Consider the following 21,976-nt stretch of genomic DNA (forward strand, 5'->3'; position numbering starts at 1 on the left):
TGAATAATTGACAACTTCATTAGTATAGCATGTTCTGTGGATGAAACAGACTCCTCTATTTTCATTCAGCTTCAATCAATGGTACACTCTAACTAATCATTCTTTTTCACAAAGGGAGAATCCATAACTATGCTAGTAAAAAAAATCAGCCCCCGCGGCTATTGTTACGGTGTCGTCGATGCAATGAAACTTGCACAACAAGCGGCATTGAATAAAGACTTGCCACGTCCGATCCATATTTTAGGGATGATCGTCCACAACGCTCACGTGACACGTGAGTTCGAAAATATGGGTGTCATCACTGTCGATGGTCCCGATCGCCTCGAAGCGTTAGAGACGATTCAAGAGGGTACTGTCATCTTTACCGCACACGGCATCTCACCTGCAGTTTATGCACGTGCTGCTGAGAAGAACTTACATGTCGTCGATGCAACATGTCCTGACGTGACGCGTACGCACGATTTGATTCGTCAAGTCGTCGCGGATGATTATGAAGTCATCTACGTCGGCAAACACGGACACCCGGAACCTGAAGGTGCAGTCGGTGTAGCACCAGAGCATGTGCACCTCATCGAAAAAGTCGAAGATATCGATGAACTCCCGCCACAGCTTGCCCACAAAAAAATCATCGTCACGAATCAGACGACGATGAGCCAATGGGATGTCCAAGCTTTGATGGAACACGTTCGTAAAAAATATCCGCATGTAGAAGTACACAATGAAATCTGTAACGCAACACAAGTCCGGCAAGAAGCGGTGGCTGATCAAGCAGGAGATTGCGATCTCGTCATCGTCGTCGGTGATCCGCGTTCGAACAACTCGAATCGCCTAGCACAGGTATCCTTCGATATCGCAGGAACTCCAGCGCATCGGATTGGTGATTTAACGGAACTTGATTTGACTTGGCTTGAGGGTGTGACTCAAGTTGGTGTCACATCAGGTGCATCAACGCCAACACCAATCACGAAAAAGGTCATTGATTTCCTCCAACAATATGATCCTGCTGATATCAGTACGCATGACAAGACACCATTCCTTGAATTACGACGCATCTTGCCTAAAGTTAAAGTACTTTAATCATTACAATCGATACAGCAAAACCGAGTCGCGATCCTCATTCGCGACTCGGTTTTTTTGTTATGGAATATGACGATATCATCGACGTATTTCATTCGATTCATCATAAAAACTGAAACGGATTCGTATTCGCTGTTGAAATCAGCAGCTCGACATCGATTTTTTTCTGTTCGAATCGACGCTTCAATTCGTTGACGACGCCTTCCTTCATAACCGACTCCACATGATGTCCCGGATCGACGACTGCTAGTCCAAGTGCCATCGCATCATGCGCCACATGGAAATAGAGATCCCCTGTCACAAGGACATCTGCTCCCGCAAATGCTGCAGTCGAGACGTACTTATTGCCGTCACCACCAAGTACTGCTACTTTTTGGATGTGGCGTGATTCGTCTCCGACGAAGCGTAAGTTTTGTACACCAAACGCGTCGCGAACATGCTCTGCAAATTCCCGCAACGTCATTGCTTCCGGTAACCGACCAATCCGTCCAAGACCAAGTGATGTTGCCGGACGTTCTTGACGAATGAGATCATAGGCGACTTCCTCATATGGATGAGCCTGTTTCATCGCTCGAATGACTTGTTTCTGATTCAGTTCCGTGACGATCGTCTCGATTCGGACTTCTGAAACGCGTTCGAGTCGTCCTGCTTCACCGATATACGGGGTAGCTTCCGTCAACGGTCGGAATTGACCCGTTCCATTGACGTGGAATTGACAATCACTGTAGTCTCCTTCTTTTCCTGCTCCCGCTTGTGCAAGGGCTGTTGAAACATGCTCTACAGCCTCAGTCGGTACGAAGACACTTAGTTTATATTGTGTGTTTTCAAATGTCGGAGCTAGTACTTCACAAGACTCAAGACCAAGCGCATCTGCCATCCAGTCATTGACCCCGCCTGGTGTCACGTCAAGGTTCGTATGCGCAGCATACACCGCAATATCGTGTTTGATACATTTTGTGACGATCCGTCCTGTTGCAGAACGATCCGTCACATTTGCTAACTTACTAAAAATCGGTGGATGATGCGCGATAATGAGATCGACCTTCTTTTCAATTGCTTCATCGACGACAGACTCCAAGACATCAAGTGTCACGAGCACACGTTTGACGTCCTTGTTCAATGTTCCGATTTGTAGACCAATCGGATCACCTTCGAGTGCGAATTTTTTCGGAGCAAATGCTTCAAACTGCTCAATGATATGGTTCCCATTCGCCATTAGTTCGTCACCTCTTCCATCTTTTGAATCAATCGTTCGATGGCTTCGATTTTTTCAGATAAAACCTCCGTTGCTTGCCCTTGTTTCATCTGAGCTAAGATATACTCTCGCTTTTGTTTTTCAATCTGCCATTTTTCAATGAATTCTGGTGCACGTTCCCGCATTAACTGTGGTCCAAAGAACAATTCCCACTGACGTGTTGTTTCGTCCTCTGAGTAAAGTGTTTCATCTCCACGTTCTGCAACGAGAATTTCATAGATCTTTCCGTTCTCCTCGACAATGGCTTCAGACAATAACGCATATGAATTCGTCAGCAACCACTTCCGAACATCGACTGCATCGACATTCGGTTGAAGAATCAAGCGTTCCTCACCTGACAACCGATCTTTTCCTTCCTCAAGGATAGAGGCAATCAGCGTTCCGCCCATTCCCGCAATCGTAATCGCGGTTGCTTCGCCCGGTTTCAAAACCGATAAGCCACTTCCTAAACGGACATCAATCTGTGATTCAAGACCAACAAGCGCCACTTGTCCTTTTGCCGCTTCCATCGGTCCCTCATTCACCTCTCCTGCAATCGCACGCTCGATTTTCTTTTGTTGTACACAAAAACAAGGTACGAATGCATGATCTGATCCAATATCTGCGAGGATCGCTCCTTGTGGAATATACGACACGACTTTTTGGAGTCGTTGATCCAATACGACGTTCATTTGCATCATCTTCATCCTTCCTATTTTCCGAAAAACTCTCTTTTAAAAATAGCGGATTTACGCTAAAAAAGATACCATACACCACAAAAAAACATCCATCTCGTAAAGAGATAGATGCCCTTGTTCTTATTTCTTAGCAGCTAACCACTTGGCTAGAACAGCTGCTTCTTCGTCATTCGCAAGACCGCCAGGCATTTGCCCTTTACCGTTCATTGCGATGTCTTTAATTTCATCTTCTTTCAGCTTCGCGCCGATCTTTGTTAAGTTCGGACCTGTTCCGCCTTCTAAGTTTCCACCGTGACATCCTGTACATCCTTTAGATGCAAATAAGTCTTCCGGCTTCATTTCTGCAGTTGACGGCCCTTTGCGAGCTTCCTTCACCTGATCGACCCCAAAGTAAGACAATGAAATCATAGCGATGATGGCGATGACTGCGATCGCCGCGAACGGTACTAATGGATTACGCATTTGGATTCCCCCCATATTCTATACCCAACCAAGTTGGTGACTGAATGGTATTCCCCGTTACTATTCTACTGTAAAAAAAACAGGGAAGGAAGAAAAAAACGAAACTTTTTTCTTCCTTCCCACTAAAATTTCATATATTCTTCACACTTTGAATTAATCGAGGAAATCTTTTAAACGTTTTGAACGACTCGGGTGACGTAACTTCCGAAGTGCTTTTGCTTCGATTTGACGAATTCGTTCACGTGTAACGCCAAATACTTTTCCGACTTCTTCAAGTGTCCGTGTCCGACCATCGTCAAGACCAAAACGAAGACGAAGGACGTTTTCTTCACGATCCGTCAGTGTATCTAACACATCTTCGAGTTGTTCTTTCAAGAGTTCGTATGCTGCAGCATCTTGTGGTGCCGTCGCATCTTGGTCCTCGATGAAATCTCCGAGATGTGAATCATCCTCTTCCCCGATTGGTGTTTCAAGAGAAACCGGTTCTTGCGCAATTTTCAGGATTTCACGGACTTTTTCCGGCGTGATTTCCATCTCTTTCGAAATTTCTTCCGGTGATGGTTCACGTCCAAGATCTTGCAAGAGTTGACGCTGGACACGAATCAATTTATTGATCGTTTCAACCATGTGAACCGGAATTCGGATTGTCCGCGCTTGGTCAGCAATCGCACGTGTGATTGCTTGGCGAATCCACCATGTTGCATACGTCGAGAATTTGTATCCCTTCGTATAGTCGAATTTCTCGACCGCTTTGATCAGACCCATGTTTCCTTCTTGAATCAAATCAAGGAACAACATACCGCGTCCGACATAACGCTTCGCAATCGAAACGACGAGACGTAAGTTTGCTTCCGCCAATCGTTTTTTTGCTTCTTCATCGTTTTGCTCGATTCGTTTAGCGAGTTCGACTTCGTCTTCTGCATTCAACAGATCAACGCGGCCGATTTCTTTTAGATACATCCGGACAGGGTCATTGATCTTGACACCAGGAGGAACAGACAAATCGTTTAGATCCGCCTCTTCTTTTTCGTCCCCTGTGCCGTCATTGTTGACCTTGATACCTTCTGTTTCAAGCAATTGAAGGAATTCCTCGAATTGCTGAGCATCCATTGATTCGAACGAACTTAGTTTGTCTTCGATCTTTTGGTGTGACAATTCACCATTTTTATGTCCGAGCGCGATGAGTTCCTCTTTCGCGAGACGGAGTAATTCAGCTTCTGATCTTGCTTTTTCTGCCATCGAACCATACACTCCTTCCACATCATGCAGCAGGTCATCGATCTTTTAAACGACGCTTCCGTTCTATGATCGCCTGCATCAGCTCCGCTTGAGCACGGATATCTGTTTGTTGATTCAATCGTGACTTTTCTTCTTCTAACAACCGACGTTGCTGTTCATTTTGGACGGCACGAATGTAGTGACTGAGTAAATCAGGATCATACTCAGGCATCAGCATGAACTCTAAATCCGCTACGATTCGTTGCAAAGAAGCGTCGTGCAACATCGTCAAAAAACGATCAGGACTTCCTTGCGTACCTGTTCCGTAAAATTCATATAGCTTGCCGGCAATCAATTGGTGTGCCGGATCATTGAATTGGACACCTAGTTGCTCTCGCACTTCAAGACATACTTCTTCTGAACGGATCATGTAGGCAAGCAAGAAGCGTTCTGCCTTTTTCCAGTTCGCGAACGTTCGGTCAGGAGGTGCTGTCGGTAGAGCAGTTGGGCGATCGGAAACGATTTGTTCTCTCTTCGGTTGTTGGACGGTTGGACGCACTTGTGCGATCAAGGAGTCTTTCGAGAGTTTAAATTCCTCAGAAAGTTTTCCTAAATAAATGTCCCGTAACAACGGATTGGATGTTCGACCAATCTCTTCAAGCATAGTTTCAATATATCGAACGCGTTCTCCTTCTAATCGCAAGTTTTTTCCTTGTCGAAAATAAAAAGATTTGAATTCAAGACTTGAAACCCGTTCTTGTTCGATCCAGTGTAAAAACGTCTCTTCGCCCTGATTCCCAATGAAGGAATCCGGGTCTTCGCCATCCGGTAAACGGATGACGGAACAGTCGACGGCAACGGCTTCAAGCAATTGTAGGGCTTTTAACGTCGCAGCGCGTCCTGCCTTGTCTCCGTCATAACAAATAATGACTTCATCGACGATACGTGCTAGGTTTTGGGCATGAACCGGTGTTAAGGCTGTTCCTAAAGAGGCTACCGTATAAGGTATACCCGCTTGAGCGACACGCACAACATCAAGATTCCCCTCAACGAGGACGACTTGTTTGATTTTGCGCATCGCCCCTCGTGCTTGAGCGAATCCGAATAACAGTTCACTTTTATTGAACAAAGGTGTTTCCGCTGTATTGACATACTTCGGATCACGACCATCAATCGAACGTCCACTAAATCCGACGATCGTGCCATCACGATCGGAGATAGGAAATACGACTCGACCGTTGAATCGATCTCGATAATCGCCATCGCGTCCGATTGAAATCAATCCCGCTTCGACCATCTCATCTAAATCAAACCCACGCCGTGCCAAGGAATCCACTGTAAAACGATCTTGATCCGGTGCATACCCGAGTCGGAACTCACGCATTGCACCCTCACGGATACCACGATTCTCTAAATAGATTCGTCCCGCGTCGCCTGCTTCCGTTTGAATCAACACTTCATGATACAACTCGGTGACGATCCGATGTGCCTCGCGCATCCGGAACTTCTTTTCCTGTTCGGGTGTCGATTCCGATTGTTCGAATCGATCCGGCTCCAGTTCTGGAAGTGTGACATCGCTGCGATCAGCTAATTTAGAGACGGCTTCCTTGAAACTCATTCCTTCTGTTTCCATGACGAAAGTGATCGCGTTTCCACCTGCACCACATCCAAAACAGTAGTACATCCCTTTATCAGGAGAAACAGAAAAGGAAGGTGATTTCTCAGAATGAAACGGGCAAAGCCCTGAATATCGATTCCCTTGTTTTTTTAATTCTACACGTTCTGAAATCAATTCGACGATGTCCGTTGCTTGGCGGACCTGATCGACGATTTCATCAGGAATTCGCTTCATTCCGTCCTCTCCCCTTTCCTTGAGAACTTATCCTTACATGACCATACCCGCAATGAAACGGAACGATGACTCGTTCCGTTTCATTAGAAAAAGGGCATTATCTCATTTATCAGCTAAACAAGTATACTATGTTCCTGACTGCTTGACTAGTCATGCGCTTTCCCGGAAATTCCAGTCAAAATCAGGTTTGCCGTTTCCTCGACTGCTTTATTCGTCACGTCGATGACTTGGCAACCGATTCGTTCGTATAAATTCCGTGCGTATTCGAGTTCCCGGTTGATTCGGTCCATCTGCGCATATGCTGCTTCTGGTTTGAGTCCTAATGAACGCAGGCGTTCCATTCGGATGTCGATCAACTTTTCCGGTGAGATGAGTAGTCCAAAACATTTTTCTTTTGGAATGTCGAATAGCTCCGCTGGCGGGATCGATTCAGGTACGAGTGGTACGTTCGCTACTTTATATCGCTTCAAAGCCAGATACTGCGAAAGTGGTGTCTTTGATGTACGCGACACCCCGATCAAGACGATATCCGCACGTTTGATACCTTTTGGATCACGTCCATCGTCATACTTGACAGCAAACTCAACCGCTTCGATTTTTCGGAAATATTCTTCATCTAAGCGATAGATTAAACCTGGCTCTTCCTTCGGTTGCATCTGCAAGCGATCTTCCATCGTGTCAAGCAATGGACCAAGTAGATCAATCGCTTTTACACCGTGGGCACGAGCTGTATCTGCAAGCAGACGACGATGGGTCGCATGAACGATCGTAAAAGCGATCGTCGCTTGTTCTTCTTTCGCATGAAGAACCAAGTCATAAATGACTTGATCATCATCGACAAACGGAATGCGGACCGTCTCGATGGCTTGTTCCGGGAATTGGATTGCAGCTGCGCGGACGACGAGTTCACACGTCTCTCCGACAGAGTCACTCACGACATAAATCCGTTGACGCATCAGGAACCCTCCTTAAATTTCTTCATCACGTGCTAAAGCGACCAACACTTTCGTCATGTTCGTCTTCGTCATTCGACCCACGACTTTCAAGACGCCGTTCTCCTCTTCGACGACTGGCATTGAATCAATCTGCTTTTCGATCAGTTTCATACCGGCACCAATCAACGTCTCCGATTTTTCACAGACCGTCAAATTCGGCATCCGTGTCATGATGATATTGACCGGTAACGAGTCTAACTCTTGATTACCGATTGCCGCACGTAGAAAATCCTTACGTGACAACACACCGACCAACGCATGGTCCTTACTGACGACGAACAGCGAACCTACATCTTCAAGGAATAAGTGAACGATCGCATCGTATACGGTCATCCCTTCATGAATGACCTTTGCCGACGACATGAATTCGCCGACGGTCAAGGTGTCGAGTTTCTCATGAAGCATGGACGCATTTTTCTTTCCAACGTACATATAGCCGACACGTGGACGCGCTTCTAGCATGCCGGTCATCGTTAAAATCGACAAATCGGGTCGTAACGTCGCCCGTGTCAAGGAGAGTGCAGAAGCAATCTGCTCTCCCGTGATCGGACCGTTCTCTTTGACGATTTGGAGTATCTTTTTTTGCCGTTCATTTAACTTCATCGGCTCATCCGTCCTTTTTCTTTACGCTAAAGTAAGTGCATTGAACCGGGCGACTGATTCGATGGCTTGCGCAAATCGTTTCATTTCGCTAAGACGGTTCGTGCGGACTGTTTCGTCGTCCGTCATGATCATCGTACCGTCAAAGTATGCTGTGATCGACGGAACGGTTGCCTCAAGTGCCTCAAGCGCTCGTTCATAATCAAGTGACGCGATCGCTTGATCGACCTCTGGTAAGGTCTTCTCAATCGCCTCATGTAACGCGCGTTCCGCATCATTTTCAAAGAGCGCTGGATTAACAGTTGTGACGTCTTCTGCTTTTTTCGAGATGTTTAAGACACGACTGAGTTGTTCGACCGTTTTCTTAAACGATTCTTTTTTCGTCGCACTTTCAAGCATCGCAGCACGCTGCTCATTCGCTTCGACTGTCAACGTATGATCAAGAGCGGCTTCGACGACATCATGACGGAAGTTCATTTCCGATAGACGGTATTTCAAGCGTTGTGCAAAGAAGTCTTGTAATGCAGCTTGAACTTCTTCGGCATCCTTCGCGTAAAGACCTGCTGCCACCTGTTCTGAAACGACGAAAGCAATCAGTTCAGTCAATGTCAGATTCAACTTACGATCTGATAAAATCTGAACAATCCCTTGTGCTTGACGACGCAATGCATACGGATCCGCTGATCCACTTGGAATCATACCGACACCAAAGAATCCAGCGACGCTGTCCATCTTATCGAGAATCGCATAGAGTGTTCCTGTCGGTGTCTCCGGACTTGCATCCCCCGCGAAGCGTGGCATGTAATGTTCACGAATCGCAGCCGCGATTTCTGGATCCTCATTCTTCATGTTCGCATACCGCTCACCCATCAGACCTTGTAATTCTGTGAATTCATAGACCATTTGACTGACGAGATCGAATTTATAGATTTGTCCTGCACGTTCAACACGTGTTTTGTCCGCACCGACACGATCTGCAAGTGCGAGCGCCATCTGACGGACGCGACGGACTTTTTCGCCTGTCGTTCCTAATTTTTCATGGAAGACGATTTTATCAAGGCGTTTCGCCTGTTCATCGATATCTGCTTTTTTATCTTCTTCATAGAAGAACTGCGCATCGGCTAAACGGGCACGGATGACTTTTTCGTTTCCGCGTGCGACGTTTTCAAGATGTGTTGCGTTTCCGTTTCGTACCGTGACGAAATAGTGGAGCAACGCACCGTCACGTTTGACCGGGAAGTAACGTTGGTGTTCTTTCATCGTCGTGATCAAGACTTCTTCTGGTAACTCAAGATACGCTTCATCGAATGCACCGAACAAGGCTGTCGGATACTCGACGAGGTTCGTGACTTCTTCAAGTAAAGACGCATCAATCGGCACTTCGAATTGTTCGCGTGCCGCAAGCGCTGCGATTTGTTCTTCGATCAATTGACGACGTGCTTCATAACTGACGATGACGTTTTCTCCTGCGAGCGCTTCAACATAAGCGTTCGGACGCAGGATCGTGATGTCCTGCCCGAGGAAACGATGTCCACGTGATGTCCGACCTGTTTCGACGGATGCGACTTCAAACGGGATGACTTGATCGTCAAGCAGGGCAATCAACCAACGAATCGGACGCATGTAACGTAACGATTGTGTGCTCCAACGCATGTTTTTCGGGAATGTCATCGCTTCGACGACTTGTTTTAGTCCAGGAAGTAAATCAGCTGTCGCTTGTCCGACTTCCTTACGTGTCGCATAGAGATACTCGACTCCTTTTTCTTCTCCAAGGAAGAGATCGTCCGTCGTTAACCCTTTACCACGCGCGAACCCTTCGGCTGCTTTCGTCCAGTTCCCTGCTTCGTCCATCGCGATACGTTTTGCTGGTCCTTTTAATGTCTCTTCGAGGTCACTTTGACGTGCTGCGAGACCTTTGACATACACTGCAAGACGACGTGGTGTCGAGAAGGATTCGACGCTCGCGAACTCAATCCGAGCTTCTTCAAGGAAACGCGTCACGCGTTCCTTGAGTTGTGTTTCGGATTGAAGGACGAATCGAGCCGGCATCTCTTCTAAACCGATTTCAAGTAATAATTCATGCATGTGACTCACCTGCTTTCGACTTGATCAATGGGAAGCCAAGACGTTCCCGTTCTTCGATGAAACTTTGCGCACAACGGCGCGACATGTTCCGGACACGATGGATGAATCCTGTCCGTTCCGTGACAGAAATCGCACCCTTCGCGTCGAGAAGGTTAAAGGTATGCGAACATTTCAAGATGTAATCATACGCTGGGAAAACGAGATTCTCGTCCAAGGCACGATTCGCTTCTTTTTCATATTGATCGAACAACGTGAAGAGTAAGGCGACATCTGATGTTTCAAACGTATACTTCGAATGTTCGAACTCCGGTTGATAGAAGATATCACCGTATTTGAAGCCATCCGTCCAAACGAGATCAAAGACACTCTCGACGTCTTGAATGTACGACGCGAGACGCTCGATTCCGTAAGTGATCTCTACTGCGATCGGATTACACTCGATTCCACCGACTTGTTGGAAATACGTGAATTGCGTGATTTCCATCCCGTTCAGCCATACTTCCCAGCCGAGACCTGCAGCACCGAATGTCGGGTTCTCCCAGTTATCCTCTACGAAACGAATATCATGTTCGAGTGGGTTGATACCGAGCAACTCGAGACTTTGTAAGTACAATTCCTGAATGTTGTCAGGTGATGGTTTCATGATGACTTGGAATTGATGGTGTTGATACAGACGGTTCGGATTTTCCCCGTAACGACCGTCAGCCGGACGGCGTGATGGTTCTGTATAACAAACGTTCCATGGTTCTGGTCCGAGACTCCGTAAGAACGTCATCGGATTCATCGTACCGGCTCCTTTTTCTACGTCGTATGCTTGCATCGTCAAGCAGCCTTGTTCTGCCCAAAATTTTTGTAATGTCAAGATCATGTCTTGTACTGTCATCTTCACGACTTTCACCTCCGAAATGATTAAGGAACGCAAAAAACGCCCCTATGTACAACAATCGTTGCACATAGGGACGAGACAAGCCCGCGGTTCCACCCTACTTGCATGCATCGCATGCCACTCTTTTTGACAAAGAACACTCCGAAACGCCATTCGCGCCCCTCTCACTCCCAGCTCGCACCACCCTGGAATCGCTTGATTGAGAAAAAGACGGTACTCCTTTTCGTCATCGTGTTCATTTAGTTGCTTCTACCGCATTTATTCTACCGAACCCGCTTGTTGCTGTCAATCGTTGCCGAAATCAATCAACTGGTCGAGGACACGTTTTGAACGCAGGCGTAACCCGCTGTAGCGTTCCATATAAGCATCCATGATTTGACGCAATAGACGCTTCGTTTCCGGCTTCACCGTCACGGTCCCGATCCGCGAAAAATCGTAGACAGAAAACACGTAGAGCATCTTCGCGACTGCTTCTGACATGAAGACAGCATGTTCATCCTCATGGCGATGCCGGCGACAGAGTAGACCGCCGTGGTGTAACGAAAAAGCAAACGGTGCTTCAGCACTCCCGCAAATCGTACAGCCGTTCAAGTGTGGCGCAATCCCTAGATGACGCAACAGGCGCAACTCGATGATGAAGGAGACGACGTCGGGATCGAGTCCTTCATCCATCGCCTCCAGTCCTTCGACGAACAAATCATAGAGTGCCGGTTGCGGCACACGTTCATCAAGCGCTTTATCTGCAAGCTCCAGTAGATACATCGCATACGCCATCAAGACGACATCTTGCCGGATATGCGCATGACTCGTGATGACGTCTGCCGATTTCAACTGACCGAGACCACGTGACCTTGGATAGATATAGACGGCTCGAACGAAAGGCTGGCTTGCCGCGTTAAAACGACTACCCGGCTTCTTCGCTCCTCGCGCCATGACGGCGAGCTTGCCGTATTCACGTGTCAGTAGCGTGACGATCTTATTCGATTCACCGTATACGACCGTTCGTAGTACAAGCCCTTCCGCCTTATCGATCATCGCTTAGTACTCGTCATCGCGGAAGCCAAGTTCACGCAATTGACCGGCCTTGTTGCGCCAATCTTTTTGGACTTTAACCCACAAGTTCAGGTAAACTTTCGTTCCGAGTAACATCTCGATGTCCGTTCGTGCTTCAGAGCCGATTTCTTTTAGAAGTGCTCCGCGTTTACCGATGATGATTCCTTTTTGGGAATCGCGCTCGATCAAGATCGTCGCATGGACATCGACCATGTTTCCATTCTCACGCGTCTTGATTTGATCAATCGCGACTGCGATCGAGTGTGGTACTTCATCGCGTGTCTTTTGCAGGACTTTCTCACGGATCATCTCTGAGATGATGAAACGCTCCGGGTGGTCAGTGACTTGATCCGCCGGGTAATACATTGGTCCTTCCGGTAAGATCTTCGCGATTTCTTCAAGTAACGGTCCGACGTTGTTACCTTGTAACGCAGAGATTGGAACGACTGCCGCAAACTCAAGCTCATTTTTATATGACTCGATGATTGGCGGAATATCATTCGGATGAATCAAGTCGACCTTATTCATGACGAGGATGATGGGGGTATCGAGTTCCTTCAATTTTTCAATGATGAAATCGTCACCTTTTCCTTTTGGTTCCGTCACGTTGACCATGAACAAAATCGCATCAACTTCACGCAATGCGTTCGTCGCGACCTTCATCATGAAGTCGCCGAGTTTATGTTTTGGTTTGTGAATCCCTGGTGTATCGATGAAAATCGTCTGAACGTCTTCCGTCGTATAGACACCTTGGATCTTGTTTCGCGTCGTTTGTGGCTTATCAGACATGATGGCAATCTTTTGTCCGATGACACGGTTGAGGAATGTCGATTTTCCGACGTTCGGGCGTCCGATGATCGAGACAAAGCCCGATTTGAATCCTTCTTTAAACATGTAAATCCCCTTTCGTGAATGCTCCTGGTAAGAGGGCACCCACTGTTGTTTCTGTGACATCCCCTTTAAGGTTCGTCAAATAGATTGGCATATCCGCATCACACATCTCTGATAACACTTGGCGGCATTGTCCGCATGGTGCGACCGGTCCTTCCGTGTCCGCAACGACAGCCATCGCTGCATACTCACGCGCATCCTGTGCCCACGCAGAAAAGATTGCTGTCCGTTCTGCACAGTTACAAAGACCATATGCAGCGTTTTCAATATTGCAGCCATGGAAGACTTGTCCGTCTTTTGTTAGTAAAGCAGCACCGACTTGGAATTTCGAATATGGAACATACGCTTTTTCGCGTGCACGTTTAGCTTGTTCGAGTAATTGTTCTGTTTTCATGTGAATATCCCCTTCTTAGGAACGGTATTGGCCAAAAAGGCCGGATTCTTATTGTACCAAATATGGGATGAAGATGCATAGTGCAATTGCAATAGATGTAAGCGCCAACACAAGAACAGCTCCACTTGCAATATCCTTGACTGCTTTTGCCAGCGGATGCCATTCCTGCGTCACGAGATCAACGACGCGCTCAAACGCTGTATTGAACATCTCAGCACTGATGACGATCCCGACCGTCAAGAAGAGAATTGCTCGCTCGACAGACGTCAATGGTAATAGAAAGGCGACAAGTAACACGATGGCACCAACTGTCACATGAACTTTCATATGCCGTTCCTCTCGAATCGATTGGCGCAATCCGTTCATGGCATGCCGAAAGGGTTGCCACCAGCTTTTCACAATGTGCCCCGATATAACTCGAAGTGATGCAGGATTTCCTCCTGTCGCTTCGTCATGACTTCCTCATCTGCTTTTTCAATGTGATCGTATCCGAGTAAATGGAGAAAACCATGGACAGCGAGGAAACCGAGCTCTCGCTCAAAATGATTGCCATACTCTGCCGCTTGTTCACGGCATCGTTCCACGGAAATGATCAAATCGCCAAGGACGATTGGTTCATCTTCGAGCAATCCAAAATCGATCTCATCTTCTCCGAGTTCTTCCATCGCAAAGGAAATGACGTCCGTCGCCTGATCCTTTCCACGCCATTCACGATTGATTTCTTGAATCTCATCGTTTGAGACGAAAGTCACGGACAACTCACTATTTGAATCGACTTCTTCTTGTTCTGCCGTGTAAATCAAAATCGATTCAACAAGCTGTCGTTGTTCTTCCGTTAGACGATTATTTTCGTCTGTCATATAAATATTCATGTCGTTGCCTCTTTCTTTAATTCTGGATACTCGATTCGTTCATGGAACAAACCGGATAAAGTATGACACGCACTTTCACCGACACGATAAATCTCACGTGTCGTAATGTCACATTCCGCGAATTGGTCATCCATCATCTTTTCACGAATGATTTTCGCGACTAAGTCCCGAATTCCTTCTTCTGAAGGAGCTTTCATCGAACGAACAGCCGCTTCAATCGAGTCAACGATCATGATGACCGCCGCTTCACGAGTTTGTGGTTTCGGACCTGTGTAACGGAACGTCTCTTCGTCGACCTCACCTTGTTCTGCTGCTTTGACATAAAAATAGCGAAGCAGAGAGGTTCCATGATGCTGACGGCAAATATCGATGATCGCTGCAGGAAGTTTTGCGTCTTCGAGTAATTCAACGCCATCCTCGGTATGTGCCAAGATGACACGTGCCGACTCTTCCGGTGTCAAACGATCATGGGGATTACGTCCATGCTGGTTTTCAATGAAATAAAGTGGCCGTCGTGTTTTCCCTAAATCATGATAGTAGGCTCCGACTCGTGCAAGCAACCCATCTGCTCCGATTGCTTCACAGGCTGTTTCTGCTAGGTTCGCGACCATCATACTATGATGGTACGTTCCAGGTGCTTCAACTAATAGTTTTTTGAGTAACGGATGTGTTGGGTTCAACAGTTCGAGTAGGCGGGTCGGTGCTAAAATACCGAACGTCATTTCAAGAAACGGCAATAGTCCAATTGCTAGGACGGCACTCAATATACCACTCGCAATCGCAAAACCGATTAAAATCAGCGTTTCTCGCAGTTCGAACGTACCACTTCGTAACAGGACGAATGCTAAGAAAATCGCGATGTTTGCTCCGGCAATCGAAATACTGCTCATGAAAATACGACGACGCGACAAACTAGATTGTAGGAAAAATGTTGCGACTAACCCACCAACCAACAAATAGATTGCGATATTGAAGCTGAAGTTTTGATTCGCACTATAGAAGAACGTTCCCGCTAGCGCCGTAAAAAGAGAGCTTGATAAGGCAATCCGTTCGTTCAATAAATTGCGCAGGACGAGCGCAGCAAAAGCGGTCGGCGTGAGTAAGTAAAATGCTGGATTGATGTCGTCTGCTAAGAACGCCATACCATACATGACGAGTAATTGTAGACTGACGACGAGATAGACAAGCCCAAATAAACGAATCCGCCCCATTTGAGCGTATCGCAGTTTCGAACGGTGAATGAAGCCAAATAAAAAGGCAGTCATCAACGCACTGATCAGCATCGCACCGAGTAACGGTTTCAACGACTGTCGATCAGAAATCAATCCGACGAGTTGTAGCTGACGATAGGCATCTTGTGAAATCACTTCGCCTCGTTTGACGATCACTTCACCTTCTGAAATGATAACCGGTTCGACTTTATCACTCGTCTGTTTACGGAGCTGTTCCGTTTTTTCCGGATCATAGACGTAGTTCGTCACGATCAGTTGATCGGTCAACGCTTTAGCGACTGCTTTTAGTGAAAAGGAGAGTGGCGAACGTTCGATATCCGTCCGTGCATTCTCACGTGCTTCCGCTACTTCACCACCATCGGACGAGATGCGTTGACGCATCGCTTCTTCAATCGCTGTAATGACGACGTCACGTGTCGTATTCCGCATTGCTGTCGTCGACGTCACAAGCAAGCGTAACTCATCATCCTTCAACAGTGTCGCTGCCTCTGTTCCACGCAGACGCTGTTTGATTTTACCGATCTCATTTGTTTTTTTAATACCGGACAAACTCGCAAAAAGTTGTTCGACTTTATCAATTTGCTGTGCTGCATACTCTTGTTTGATCGTATACTGACTCTCGATTGCAGCAACCGAATTTTCCTTGATTTGATTTGTTGCGACCCGGTCCTCCATCGTCAAGGGTGACCGGATATCTTCTTCTGCAATTGAGAATGGTTCTGCGGACAAGGCTTCTGGTCGAACGCTGACATACATCATCGTCGATACGATGAGATAGAATACTACTGTCAAAAGACCAACCCAGACCCCAACCTTGCGCATATCATCTCCCCCTTTTCCCTCTTTTTCCGTAACGGCTTAGGTCAAATCCTGACTATAAGCATCAACGATTTTCCGGACAAGTGGGTGACGTACGACATCAGCTGAGCCAAAGTGCTCAAAATGAATCCCTTTGACATTACCGAGCAAATGTAACGCTTCTTGTAGACCAGATGTTTTTCCACGCGGAAGATCGACTTGTGTTAAATCGCCCGTAACAATCATCTTCGAATGGAATCCGAGACGCGTCAGGAACATCTTCATTTGTTCCCGTGTCGTATTTTGCGCTTCATCGAGAATGACAAAAGCATGTTCAAGCGTCCGTCCTCGCATGTAAGCAAGCGGTGCGATTTCGATGACACCACGTTCAAGCAGACGAGCCGTATGCTCGACACCAAGCACGTCATGTAGCGCATCGTACAGAGGACGTAGATAGGGATCGACCTTTTCTTTAAGATCCCCTGGAAGAAATCCTAGATTTTCTCCTGCTTCTACTGCCGGACGCGTCAGGACGAGTCGTTTGACGTGACCTTCTTTTAACGCTTTTGCTGCCATCACGACAGCAAGATACGTTTTTCCGGTTCCCGCTGGTCCAATACCGAATGTCAAATCACAGCGGTCGATTCCCCGAACGTAACGTGCTTGACCGAGTGTCTTTGCACGAAGTGGTTTTCCTTTATGATTCGTATGGATGACCGTATCGTAAAGTTCTAGCAGTTCATCCACACGATCTTGACGTGCAAGTTGAATGGCGCTCGTCGCGTCACGTTCCGTTAAAACAGCTCCGCGATTCACAAGTTGTTTCAAGACGCCTACGACCTGTCCTGCTAAGATCACAGACTGCTCCTGTTCGGATTGTGCCAACAGCTCATCTCCTCGATGGGTCAGCTGAACGTCAAGTTCTGCTTCCATCGTACGTAAGACTGCATCATTCGGACCGACGAATGCTTGAATCTGTTCTGAATTCGAAAATGCAAATGGGATTCTTTCGTTGAATATCACGTTGTGAATGGCCTCCTAGTCATGGATAACAAGTTGTCATCGCTTCATATCTAATCTCTTCCACTTTAGCACTTCCGCCGAAAAGATGGAAAGAAAAACCCGTTCCCACCTTTTAGGAAATAAAAAGAGTCGATCCTACGCGTTTCGTAGGATCGACTCACTAGACAAATATTAGCGTTTGCGCTTGGAAACAGGCGCACCAAGAACTTCACTCCATACGATGGCACGTCGCATTTCATCTTGTGAAATCGTCGTTGCTGATGCTGAACGACTAGACGATCCAATGGCACCATCTGCTACGCTATCTTTGATTTCGCCAATCGTCGATGAGGACATCCCTTTTTTCAAATGTTGCTTTTGACGTTGGTCCAAACGTTGTTGCAATTCCGTTCGTTCATGAACTGGTCGCGCTTTCGTTTGCGTTACCCCCGGTTGTTTCTTCGCGGGTGCTTTTTTACGAACGACAGGTGGAGGTACCGTCTCTTGTCGCATCGTATCGACCTGTTCGGTCATTTGCTTCACATATTCACCGAACTCCTTTGAAGGAGTTCGGTTCGTCTGCTTCGGTTTTTTATCTGCTGCTTTTGAGATGACGGAGATGACACCGAATGCGATCATCAATCCGACCCATATGATATCCATACCGTCTCACCCTTTATTGTGAGTCATTTGGTGATGATTGCCCACCGATTGCTTGGCGCATTTTCGTATCTGCTGTCACGTTCAAGTAGTTCGCATAATCCATGACACCAAAGTTACCGTCACGCATCGCTTCAGCGATAGCAAGCGGCACTTCCGCTTCAGCAGCGACAACCTTCGCACGCATCTCTTCAACACGTGATTTCATCTCTTGTTCACTTGCGATCGCCATTGCGCGACGTTCTTCGGCTTTCGCTTGCGCAATGTTCTTATCTGCTTCTGCTTGATCCGTCTGCAGAACCGCACCGATATTCTTACCGATATCAATATCTGCAATATCAATCGAGAGAATCTCGAACGCCGTACCCGAATCGAGTCCTTTTGCAAGAACCGTCCGTGAGATCATCTCTGGATTCTCAAGTACTTCTTTTTGGTCATTACACGAACCAATTGTTGAGATGACACCCTCACCAACACGTGCGATGACCGTTTCTTCCCCAGCACCACCGACGAGACGATCGATGTTCGCACGTACCGTGATCCGGGCTTTCGCTTTCACTTCAATCCCGTTCATCGCCACACCGGCAATGAATGGTGTTTCGATGACTTTCGGGTTAACCGACATTTGAACAGCTTCCAAAACGTTACGACCAGCAAGATCAATCGCCGCTGCGCGTTCGAAGCTCAACTCGATATTCGCACGGTGTGCTGCAATCAAGGCATTGACGACGCGGTCAACGTTACCACCAGCAAGGAAGTGACTTTCCAGTTGGTTCGTATTCAAGTTCAGTCCTGCTTTAACCGCCTTGATCAACGGATTGACGATCTTAGACGGTGTTACTCGACGAAGACGCATCCCGACTAATGTAAAGATCGATACGCGCACTCCCGCTGCGAGCGAGCTAATCCAAAGTGGAATCGGAACGAGCGTGAAGAAGATGGCGAGGAAAATTAAAATTCCTCCGGATATGAGTAATACAGTCAATAATTCAGGTGTCATGTGTGGGACTCCTCCTTCGTATGTTGGACTCTAACAATGACGCGTCCATGCGTCACTTCTTTTACGACGATCGTTTCCCCCGCTTGAATGAAGGTCCCTTCCGTAACCGCATCGATTCGATTTCCGTCGATTTCAATTGTTCCTGACGGACGGAGAGGTGTCAGACTGACTCCTTCTTGTCCTAACAGTTGCACTTTGTCTTGATGAGAAAGATAGCCTTTTTCAGACGATGTGGAATCTGTCAAAATCAAACCTCTCCATAATAAGGATTGATTCGATTTAATTCTGCGATATGCCCAGTATCCGGCCGCAAGTGATAGAAATACAGCAAGTCCAACCGCTATGCCTACTTGACCAACTGTAGCACCTGCCATGATCAGACTAGCAAGGACAGCGCCGATTCCGAGGACTCCAAAGATTCCGAACCCTGTGACGAATATTTCGACCAGTAACATGAGGACCCCGATCATGAAGACCGCCAAAATCATCCCTAAGCTAAACGTCATGCGTACGTTCACCCCTTTTCATTCGTGTCAGAAGCTGCTTCTTTTGCACTTTGATTCGTTACTATAATTATATACGCTTTCAAAACAAAAAGGTTTCATGACTATTCTGAATTCATCAAGAAACTTTTAATTGTGACAGGAACGACAAAAAAGGTGCCCCGAAGGACACCTTTTCCATGTATTAAGCGAGCCGTTGTTTGACGAGTCGATTAATTAATGCACCGTCTGCCTTGCCTTTAAGCTGTGGCATGACGATACCCATTACTTTCCCCATATCTGAAGGAGCAGAGGCACCCGTCTGCGCAATAGCTGCGTCGACGATTTCCTGTACTTCTTCCTCGGAAAGCTGTTTTGGCATATAAGCTTCGAGCACGACAATCTCTGCTTGAATTTTCTCGACGAGATCGTGACGACCAGCGCTTTCGAATTCTCGGAGGGAGTCGTTGCGCTGCTTCATTTCACGTGAAAGAATCGTTAATTCTTCCTCGTCCGTCAATTCTTGCTTACCGAGTTTGATCGTTTCATTTTGCAGCGATGATTTCACCATCCGAATCGTCGTAAGACGATCTTTTTCACGTAGACGCATGGCTTCTTTCATATCCGCTGTCAAACGCTCCTGAAGACTCATGAGGATACACCCTCTCTAACGTTAGAACTTCTTACGCTTACGCGCAGCCTCCGATTTAAGCTTACGTTTTACACTTGGCTTTTCGTAGTGTTTACGTTTACGAACTTCTGCAAGCGTACCATCTTTTGAAACACCACGTTTGAAGCGACGAAGTGCGTCTTCAAGTGATTCATTTTTACGTACACGAGTTTCCACTAGTTTTCCCTCCCTCCGATATTACCGACTAAAGGAAACGTGTCAGACACGTCATACAACATTATAGTAGGAATATACAATTTGGTCAACAGTTGATTCTAGCGACTTTTCTATACCCTACGCTGTTCCTTTTTGTTCTTTTCTATCCTCTCATGGTTGCATCAGTTTGACAACAAAATCTAGTCATTCCTGCATCAAAATCAAGAAACTTTTTTGTAAGCGTTATCATGTATTTTTTAAAATGTTTTGTCAAAATGGGTGATGATGTGTCAAAATATAGACAATTATCAAATAAAGGAGTGTGACATCACTTATGAAAGAAGCAAAGCGCATCATCTGGGGATTGATTCTCGGGGTGATCCTCGGAATCATTCTTGCAACCTTACCGGATAAGTCGATTTATGAGGGATTGAATAAATATGCTTTACAACCCATCGGGACAATCTTCCTGAACCTGATTAAGATGCTCGTCGTACCGATCGTCTTCTTCTCGATCGCTCTCGGCGTCATGGGTCTTGGTAATCCAAAAGAGCTTGGTCGTGTCGGCGGAAAGGCAATCGGCTACTTCATGACGACGACGGCTGTCGCGATTGTCATCGCTCTCGGTTTGTCATTACTGATCAAGCCGGGTACGTTCGGTAACTTCGAGACGCAAGGTCTTGAATATGATAACGGAAATCTACCAGATACGAGCATAATCAACACAATCGTCGGTATGTTCCCGACGAACCCGATCACGTCGATGGCAGAAGGCAACATGTTACAAATCATCGTCTTCAGTGTCTTTATCGGTTTTGGAATCACGTTCCTCGGTAAAAAAGTCTCGACGTTACGGACATTCGTCGAACAAGGAAACGAATTGATGACGTACCTCATCACGCTCGTTATGAAGATGGCTCCGCTTGGAGCATTTGCCCTGATCGCATCAGCCGTCGGTTCACAAGGATTTGATTCCCTGAAGGCGATGGGACTTTATATGGGTGTTGTCATCTTGTCACTATTCGTCCATTCCATATTGACGTATGGTTCGACCGTTTCACTTCTAGGGAAGATGAACCCGTTCTTCTTCTTTAAGAAGTTCGCACCTGTCATGTTGTTTGCTTTCTCGACGTCTTCATCGAACGCAACACTTCCTGTTGCGATGCAAACGGCTCAAAAAGAGTTGAAGGTTCCGCGTTCCGTCTCAAGTTTCGTCCAGCCTCTCGGTGCGACGATCAATATGGATGGAACAGCAATCATGCAAGGTGTCGCGACTGTCTTCATCGCGCAAGTCTACGCTGTTGATTTAACGCCAGGTCAACTTGCGACTGTCGTCCTGACAGCTGTTCTTGCCTCAGTCGGTACAGCCGGTGTACCGGGTGTCGGTCTCGTCATGTTGACGATGGTTCTTCAATCGGTCAATCTACCGGTCGAAGGGATCGCTTTAATCATCGGTGTCGATCGTCTTCTTGATATGATGCGGACAGCCGTCAACATCACTGGTGACGCAGCATGTGCCGTCATCGTCTCGAAATCGGAAGAAGATAATCTGAAAGAAGAAGAGAACGAAGAAACGGATGAGCGTTACGCTTGATTGCACGTTTCTCGACTGACGAAAAGGACGTTCCGCCAACTGCGGAACGTCCTTTTTTATCTGTT

Annotated in this window: 23 protein-coding genes; 2 read left to right on the forward strand and 21 right to left on the reverse strand. The window is 46.8% G+C overall.

Features of this window, described 5'->3' with window-relative positions; genetic code table 11:
- Positions 1–129: 129 nt before the first annotated feature.
- On the forward strand, positions 130–1,077 hold the full coding sequence (locus tag KNQ06_RS10545) for a 4-hydroxy-3-methylbut-2-enyl diphosphate reductase (protein WP_029341043.1): 948 nt from the start codon (positions 130–132) through the stop codon (positions 1,075–1,077).
- Between the two features lie 103 nt (positions 1,078–1,180).
- Here KNQ06_RS10545 and KNQ06_RS10550 read toward each other — a convergent pair whose 3' ends face one another.
- From KNQ06_RS10550 to rpsU, 21 genes are all read right to left on the reverse strand, one after another.
- Positions 1,181–2,293, reverse strand: a complete 1,113-nt coding sequence (locus KNQ06_RS10550; RefSeq protein WP_214769032.1) for a Nif3-like dinuclear metal center hexameric protein — start codon at positions 2,291–2,293, stop codon at positions 1,181–1,183.
- A complete protein-coding gene (locus tag KNQ06_RS10555) occupies positions 2,293–3,012 on the reverse strand; it encodes a tRNA (adenine(22)-N(1))-methyltransferase (RefSeq protein WP_350464432.1) in 720 nt (239 codons plus the stop codon). Before KNQ06_RS10555 ends, KNQ06_RS10550 begins: the two co-directional genes overlap by 1 nt.
- 117 nt (positions 3,013–3,129) lie before the next feature.
- Entirely contained in the window at positions 3,130–3,471 is a 342-nt protein-coding gene (gene cccA / locus KNQ06_RS10560) for a cytochrome c550 (protein ID WP_029341040.1), read from the reverse strand.
- 153 nt (positions 3,472–3,624) lie between these two features.
- Complete coding sequence (rpoD, locus tag KNQ06_RS10565) at positions 3,625–4,710, reverse strand: RNA polymerase sigma factor RpoD (protein WP_023467512.1); 1,086 nt, start codon at positions 4,708–4,710, stop codon at positions 3,625–3,627.
- A 34-nt stretch (positions 4,711–4,744) separates the two neighbouring features.
- Positions 4,745–6,541, reverse strand: a complete 1,797-nt coding sequence (gene dnaG, locus KNQ06_RS10570; RefSeq protein ID WP_214769022.1) for a DNA primase — start codon at positions 6,539–6,541, stop codon at positions 4,745–4,747.
- Positions 6,542–6,687: 146 nt separating this feature from the next.
- Positions 6,688–7,497: a pyruvate, water dikinase regulatory protein gene (locus KNQ06_RS10575; RefSeq protein WP_047396410.1), complete on the reverse strand. Its 810-nt coding sequence runs from the start codon at positions 7,495–7,497 to the stop codon at positions 6,688–6,690.
- Positions 7,498–7,509: 12 nt separating this feature from the next.
- A complete protein-coding gene (gene ccpN, locus KNQ06_RS10580) occupies positions 7,510–8,139 on the reverse strand; it encodes a transcriptional regulator CcpN (protein WP_035398363.1) in 630 nt (209 codons plus the stop codon).
- A 21-nt stretch (positions 8,140–8,160) separates the two neighbouring features.
- On the reverse strand, positions 8,161–10,221 hold the full coding sequence (glyS, locus tag KNQ06_RS10585; protein WP_215148151.1) for a glycine--tRNA ligase subunit beta: 2,061 nt from the start codon (positions 10,219–10,221) through the stop codon (positions 8,161–8,163).
- Positions 10,214–11,104, reverse strand: a complete 891-nt coding sequence (glyQ, locus tag KNQ06_RS10590; RefSeq protein ID WP_029341034.1) for a glycine--tRNA ligase subunit alpha — start codon at positions 11,102–11,104, stop codon at positions 10,214–10,216. The genes glyS and glyQ overlap by 8 nt, the downstream gene beginning before the upstream one ends.
- Before the next feature lie 288 nt (positions 11,105–11,392).
- The gene (gene recO, locus KNQ06_RS10595; protein WP_023467502.1) at positions 11,393–12,142 is read right to left on the reverse strand and encodes a DNA repair protein RecO; all 750 of its coding nucleotides are present in this window, start codon (positions 12,140–12,142) and stop codon (positions 11,393–11,395) included.
- Positions 12,143–12,145: 3 nt separating this feature from the next.
- Complete coding sequence (gene era, locus KNQ06_RS10600; RefSeq protein ID WP_023467500.1) at positions 12,146–13,054, reverse strand: GTPase Era; 909 nt, start codon at positions 13,052–13,054, stop codon at positions 12,146–12,148.
- Positions 13,047–13,445, reverse strand: a complete 399-nt coding sequence (locus tag KNQ06_RS10605; protein ID WP_023467498.1) for a cytidine deaminase — start codon at positions 13,443–13,445, stop codon at positions 13,047–13,049. The genes era and KNQ06_RS10605 overlap by 8 nt, the downstream gene beginning before the upstream one ends.
- Positions 13,446–13,493: 48 nt before the next feature.
- Entirely contained in the window at positions 13,494–13,844 is a 351-nt protein-coding gene (locus KNQ06_RS10610) for a diacylglycerol kinase (protein ID WP_058265082.1), read from the reverse strand.
- The gene (ybeY, locus tag KNQ06_RS10615; RefSeq protein WP_029341033.1) at positions 13,841–14,317 is read right to left on the reverse strand and encodes an rRNA maturation RNase YbeY; all 477 of its coding nucleotides are present in this window, start codon (positions 14,315–14,317) and stop codon (positions 13,841–13,843) included. The genes KNQ06_RS10610 and ybeY overlap by 4 nt, the downstream gene beginning before the upstream one ends.
- The gene (locus KNQ06_RS10620; RefSeq protein WP_215148153.1) at positions 14,314–16,371 is read right to left on the reverse strand and encodes an HD family phosphohydrolase; all 2,058 of its coding nucleotides are present in this window, start codon (positions 16,369–16,371) and stop codon (positions 14,314–14,316) included. The genes ybeY and KNQ06_RS10620 overlap by 4 nt, the downstream gene beginning before the upstream one ends.
- A gap of 36 nt (positions 16,372–16,407) precedes the next feature.
- Positions 16,408–17,370: a PhoH family protein gene (locus tag KNQ06_RS10625; protein WP_023467492.1), complete on the reverse strand. Its 963-nt coding sequence runs from the start codon at positions 17,368–17,370 to the stop codon at positions 16,408–16,410.
- A gap of 171 nt (positions 17,371–17,541) precedes the next feature.
- Positions 17,542–18,012 carry an MSCRAMM family adhesin SdrC gene (locus tag KNQ06_RS10630; RefSeq protein WP_214724434.1) on the reverse strand — a complete coding sequence of 157 codons (471 nt, stop codon included), beginning with the start codon at positions 18,010–18,012 and terminating at the stop codon, positions 17,542–17,544.
- 13 nt (positions 18,013–18,025) lie between these two features.
- Positions 18,026–19,009: a flotillin-like protein FloA gene (gene floA, locus KNQ06_RS10635; protein WP_023467489.1), complete on the reverse strand. Its 984-nt coding sequence runs from the start codon at positions 19,007–19,009 to the stop codon at positions 18,026–18,028.
- Positions 19,006–19,515, reverse strand: a complete 510-nt coding sequence (locus tag KNQ06_RS10640; RefSeq protein ID WP_047396392.1) for an NfeD family protein — start codon at positions 19,513–19,515, stop codon at positions 19,006–19,008. Before KNQ06_RS10640 ends, floA begins: the two co-directional genes overlap by 4 nt.
- A 181-nt stretch (positions 19,516–19,696) precedes the next feature.
- Positions 19,697–20,143, reverse strand: coding sequence for a GatB/YqeY domain-containing protein (locus tag KNQ06_RS10645; protein ID WP_023467485.1), 447 nt, complete (start codon positions 20,141–20,143; stop codon positions 19,697–19,699).
- 21 nt (positions 20,144–20,164) lie between these two features.
- Positions 20,165–20,338 carry a 30S ribosomal protein S21 gene (gene rpsU / locus KNQ06_RS10650; RefSeq protein ID WP_012369719.1) on the reverse strand — a complete coding sequence of 58 codons (174 nt, stop codon included), beginning with the start codon at positions 20,336–20,338 and terminating at the stop codon, positions 20,165–20,167.
- Positions 20,339–20,651: 313 nt separating this feature from the next.
- On the opposite strand from rpsU, the gene KNQ06_RS10655 reads away from it, so the two are divergent.
- Positions 20,652–21,911 (forward strand): dicarboxylate/amino acid:cation symporter, encoded by a 1,260-nt coding sequence (locus KNQ06_RS10655; RefSeq protein ID WP_214724432.1) that lies wholly within the window; start codon positions 20,652–20,654, stop codon positions 21,909–21,911.
- The last annotated feature ends 65 nt before the right edge of the window (positions 21,912–21,976 follow it).

This window comes from Exiguobacterium sp. s91 (assembly GCF_018618915.1).
GTDB classification, from domain to species: domain Bacteria; phylum Bacillota; class Bacilli; order Exiguobacteriales; family Exiguobacteriaceae; genus Exiguobacterium_A; species Exiguobacterium_A abrahamii.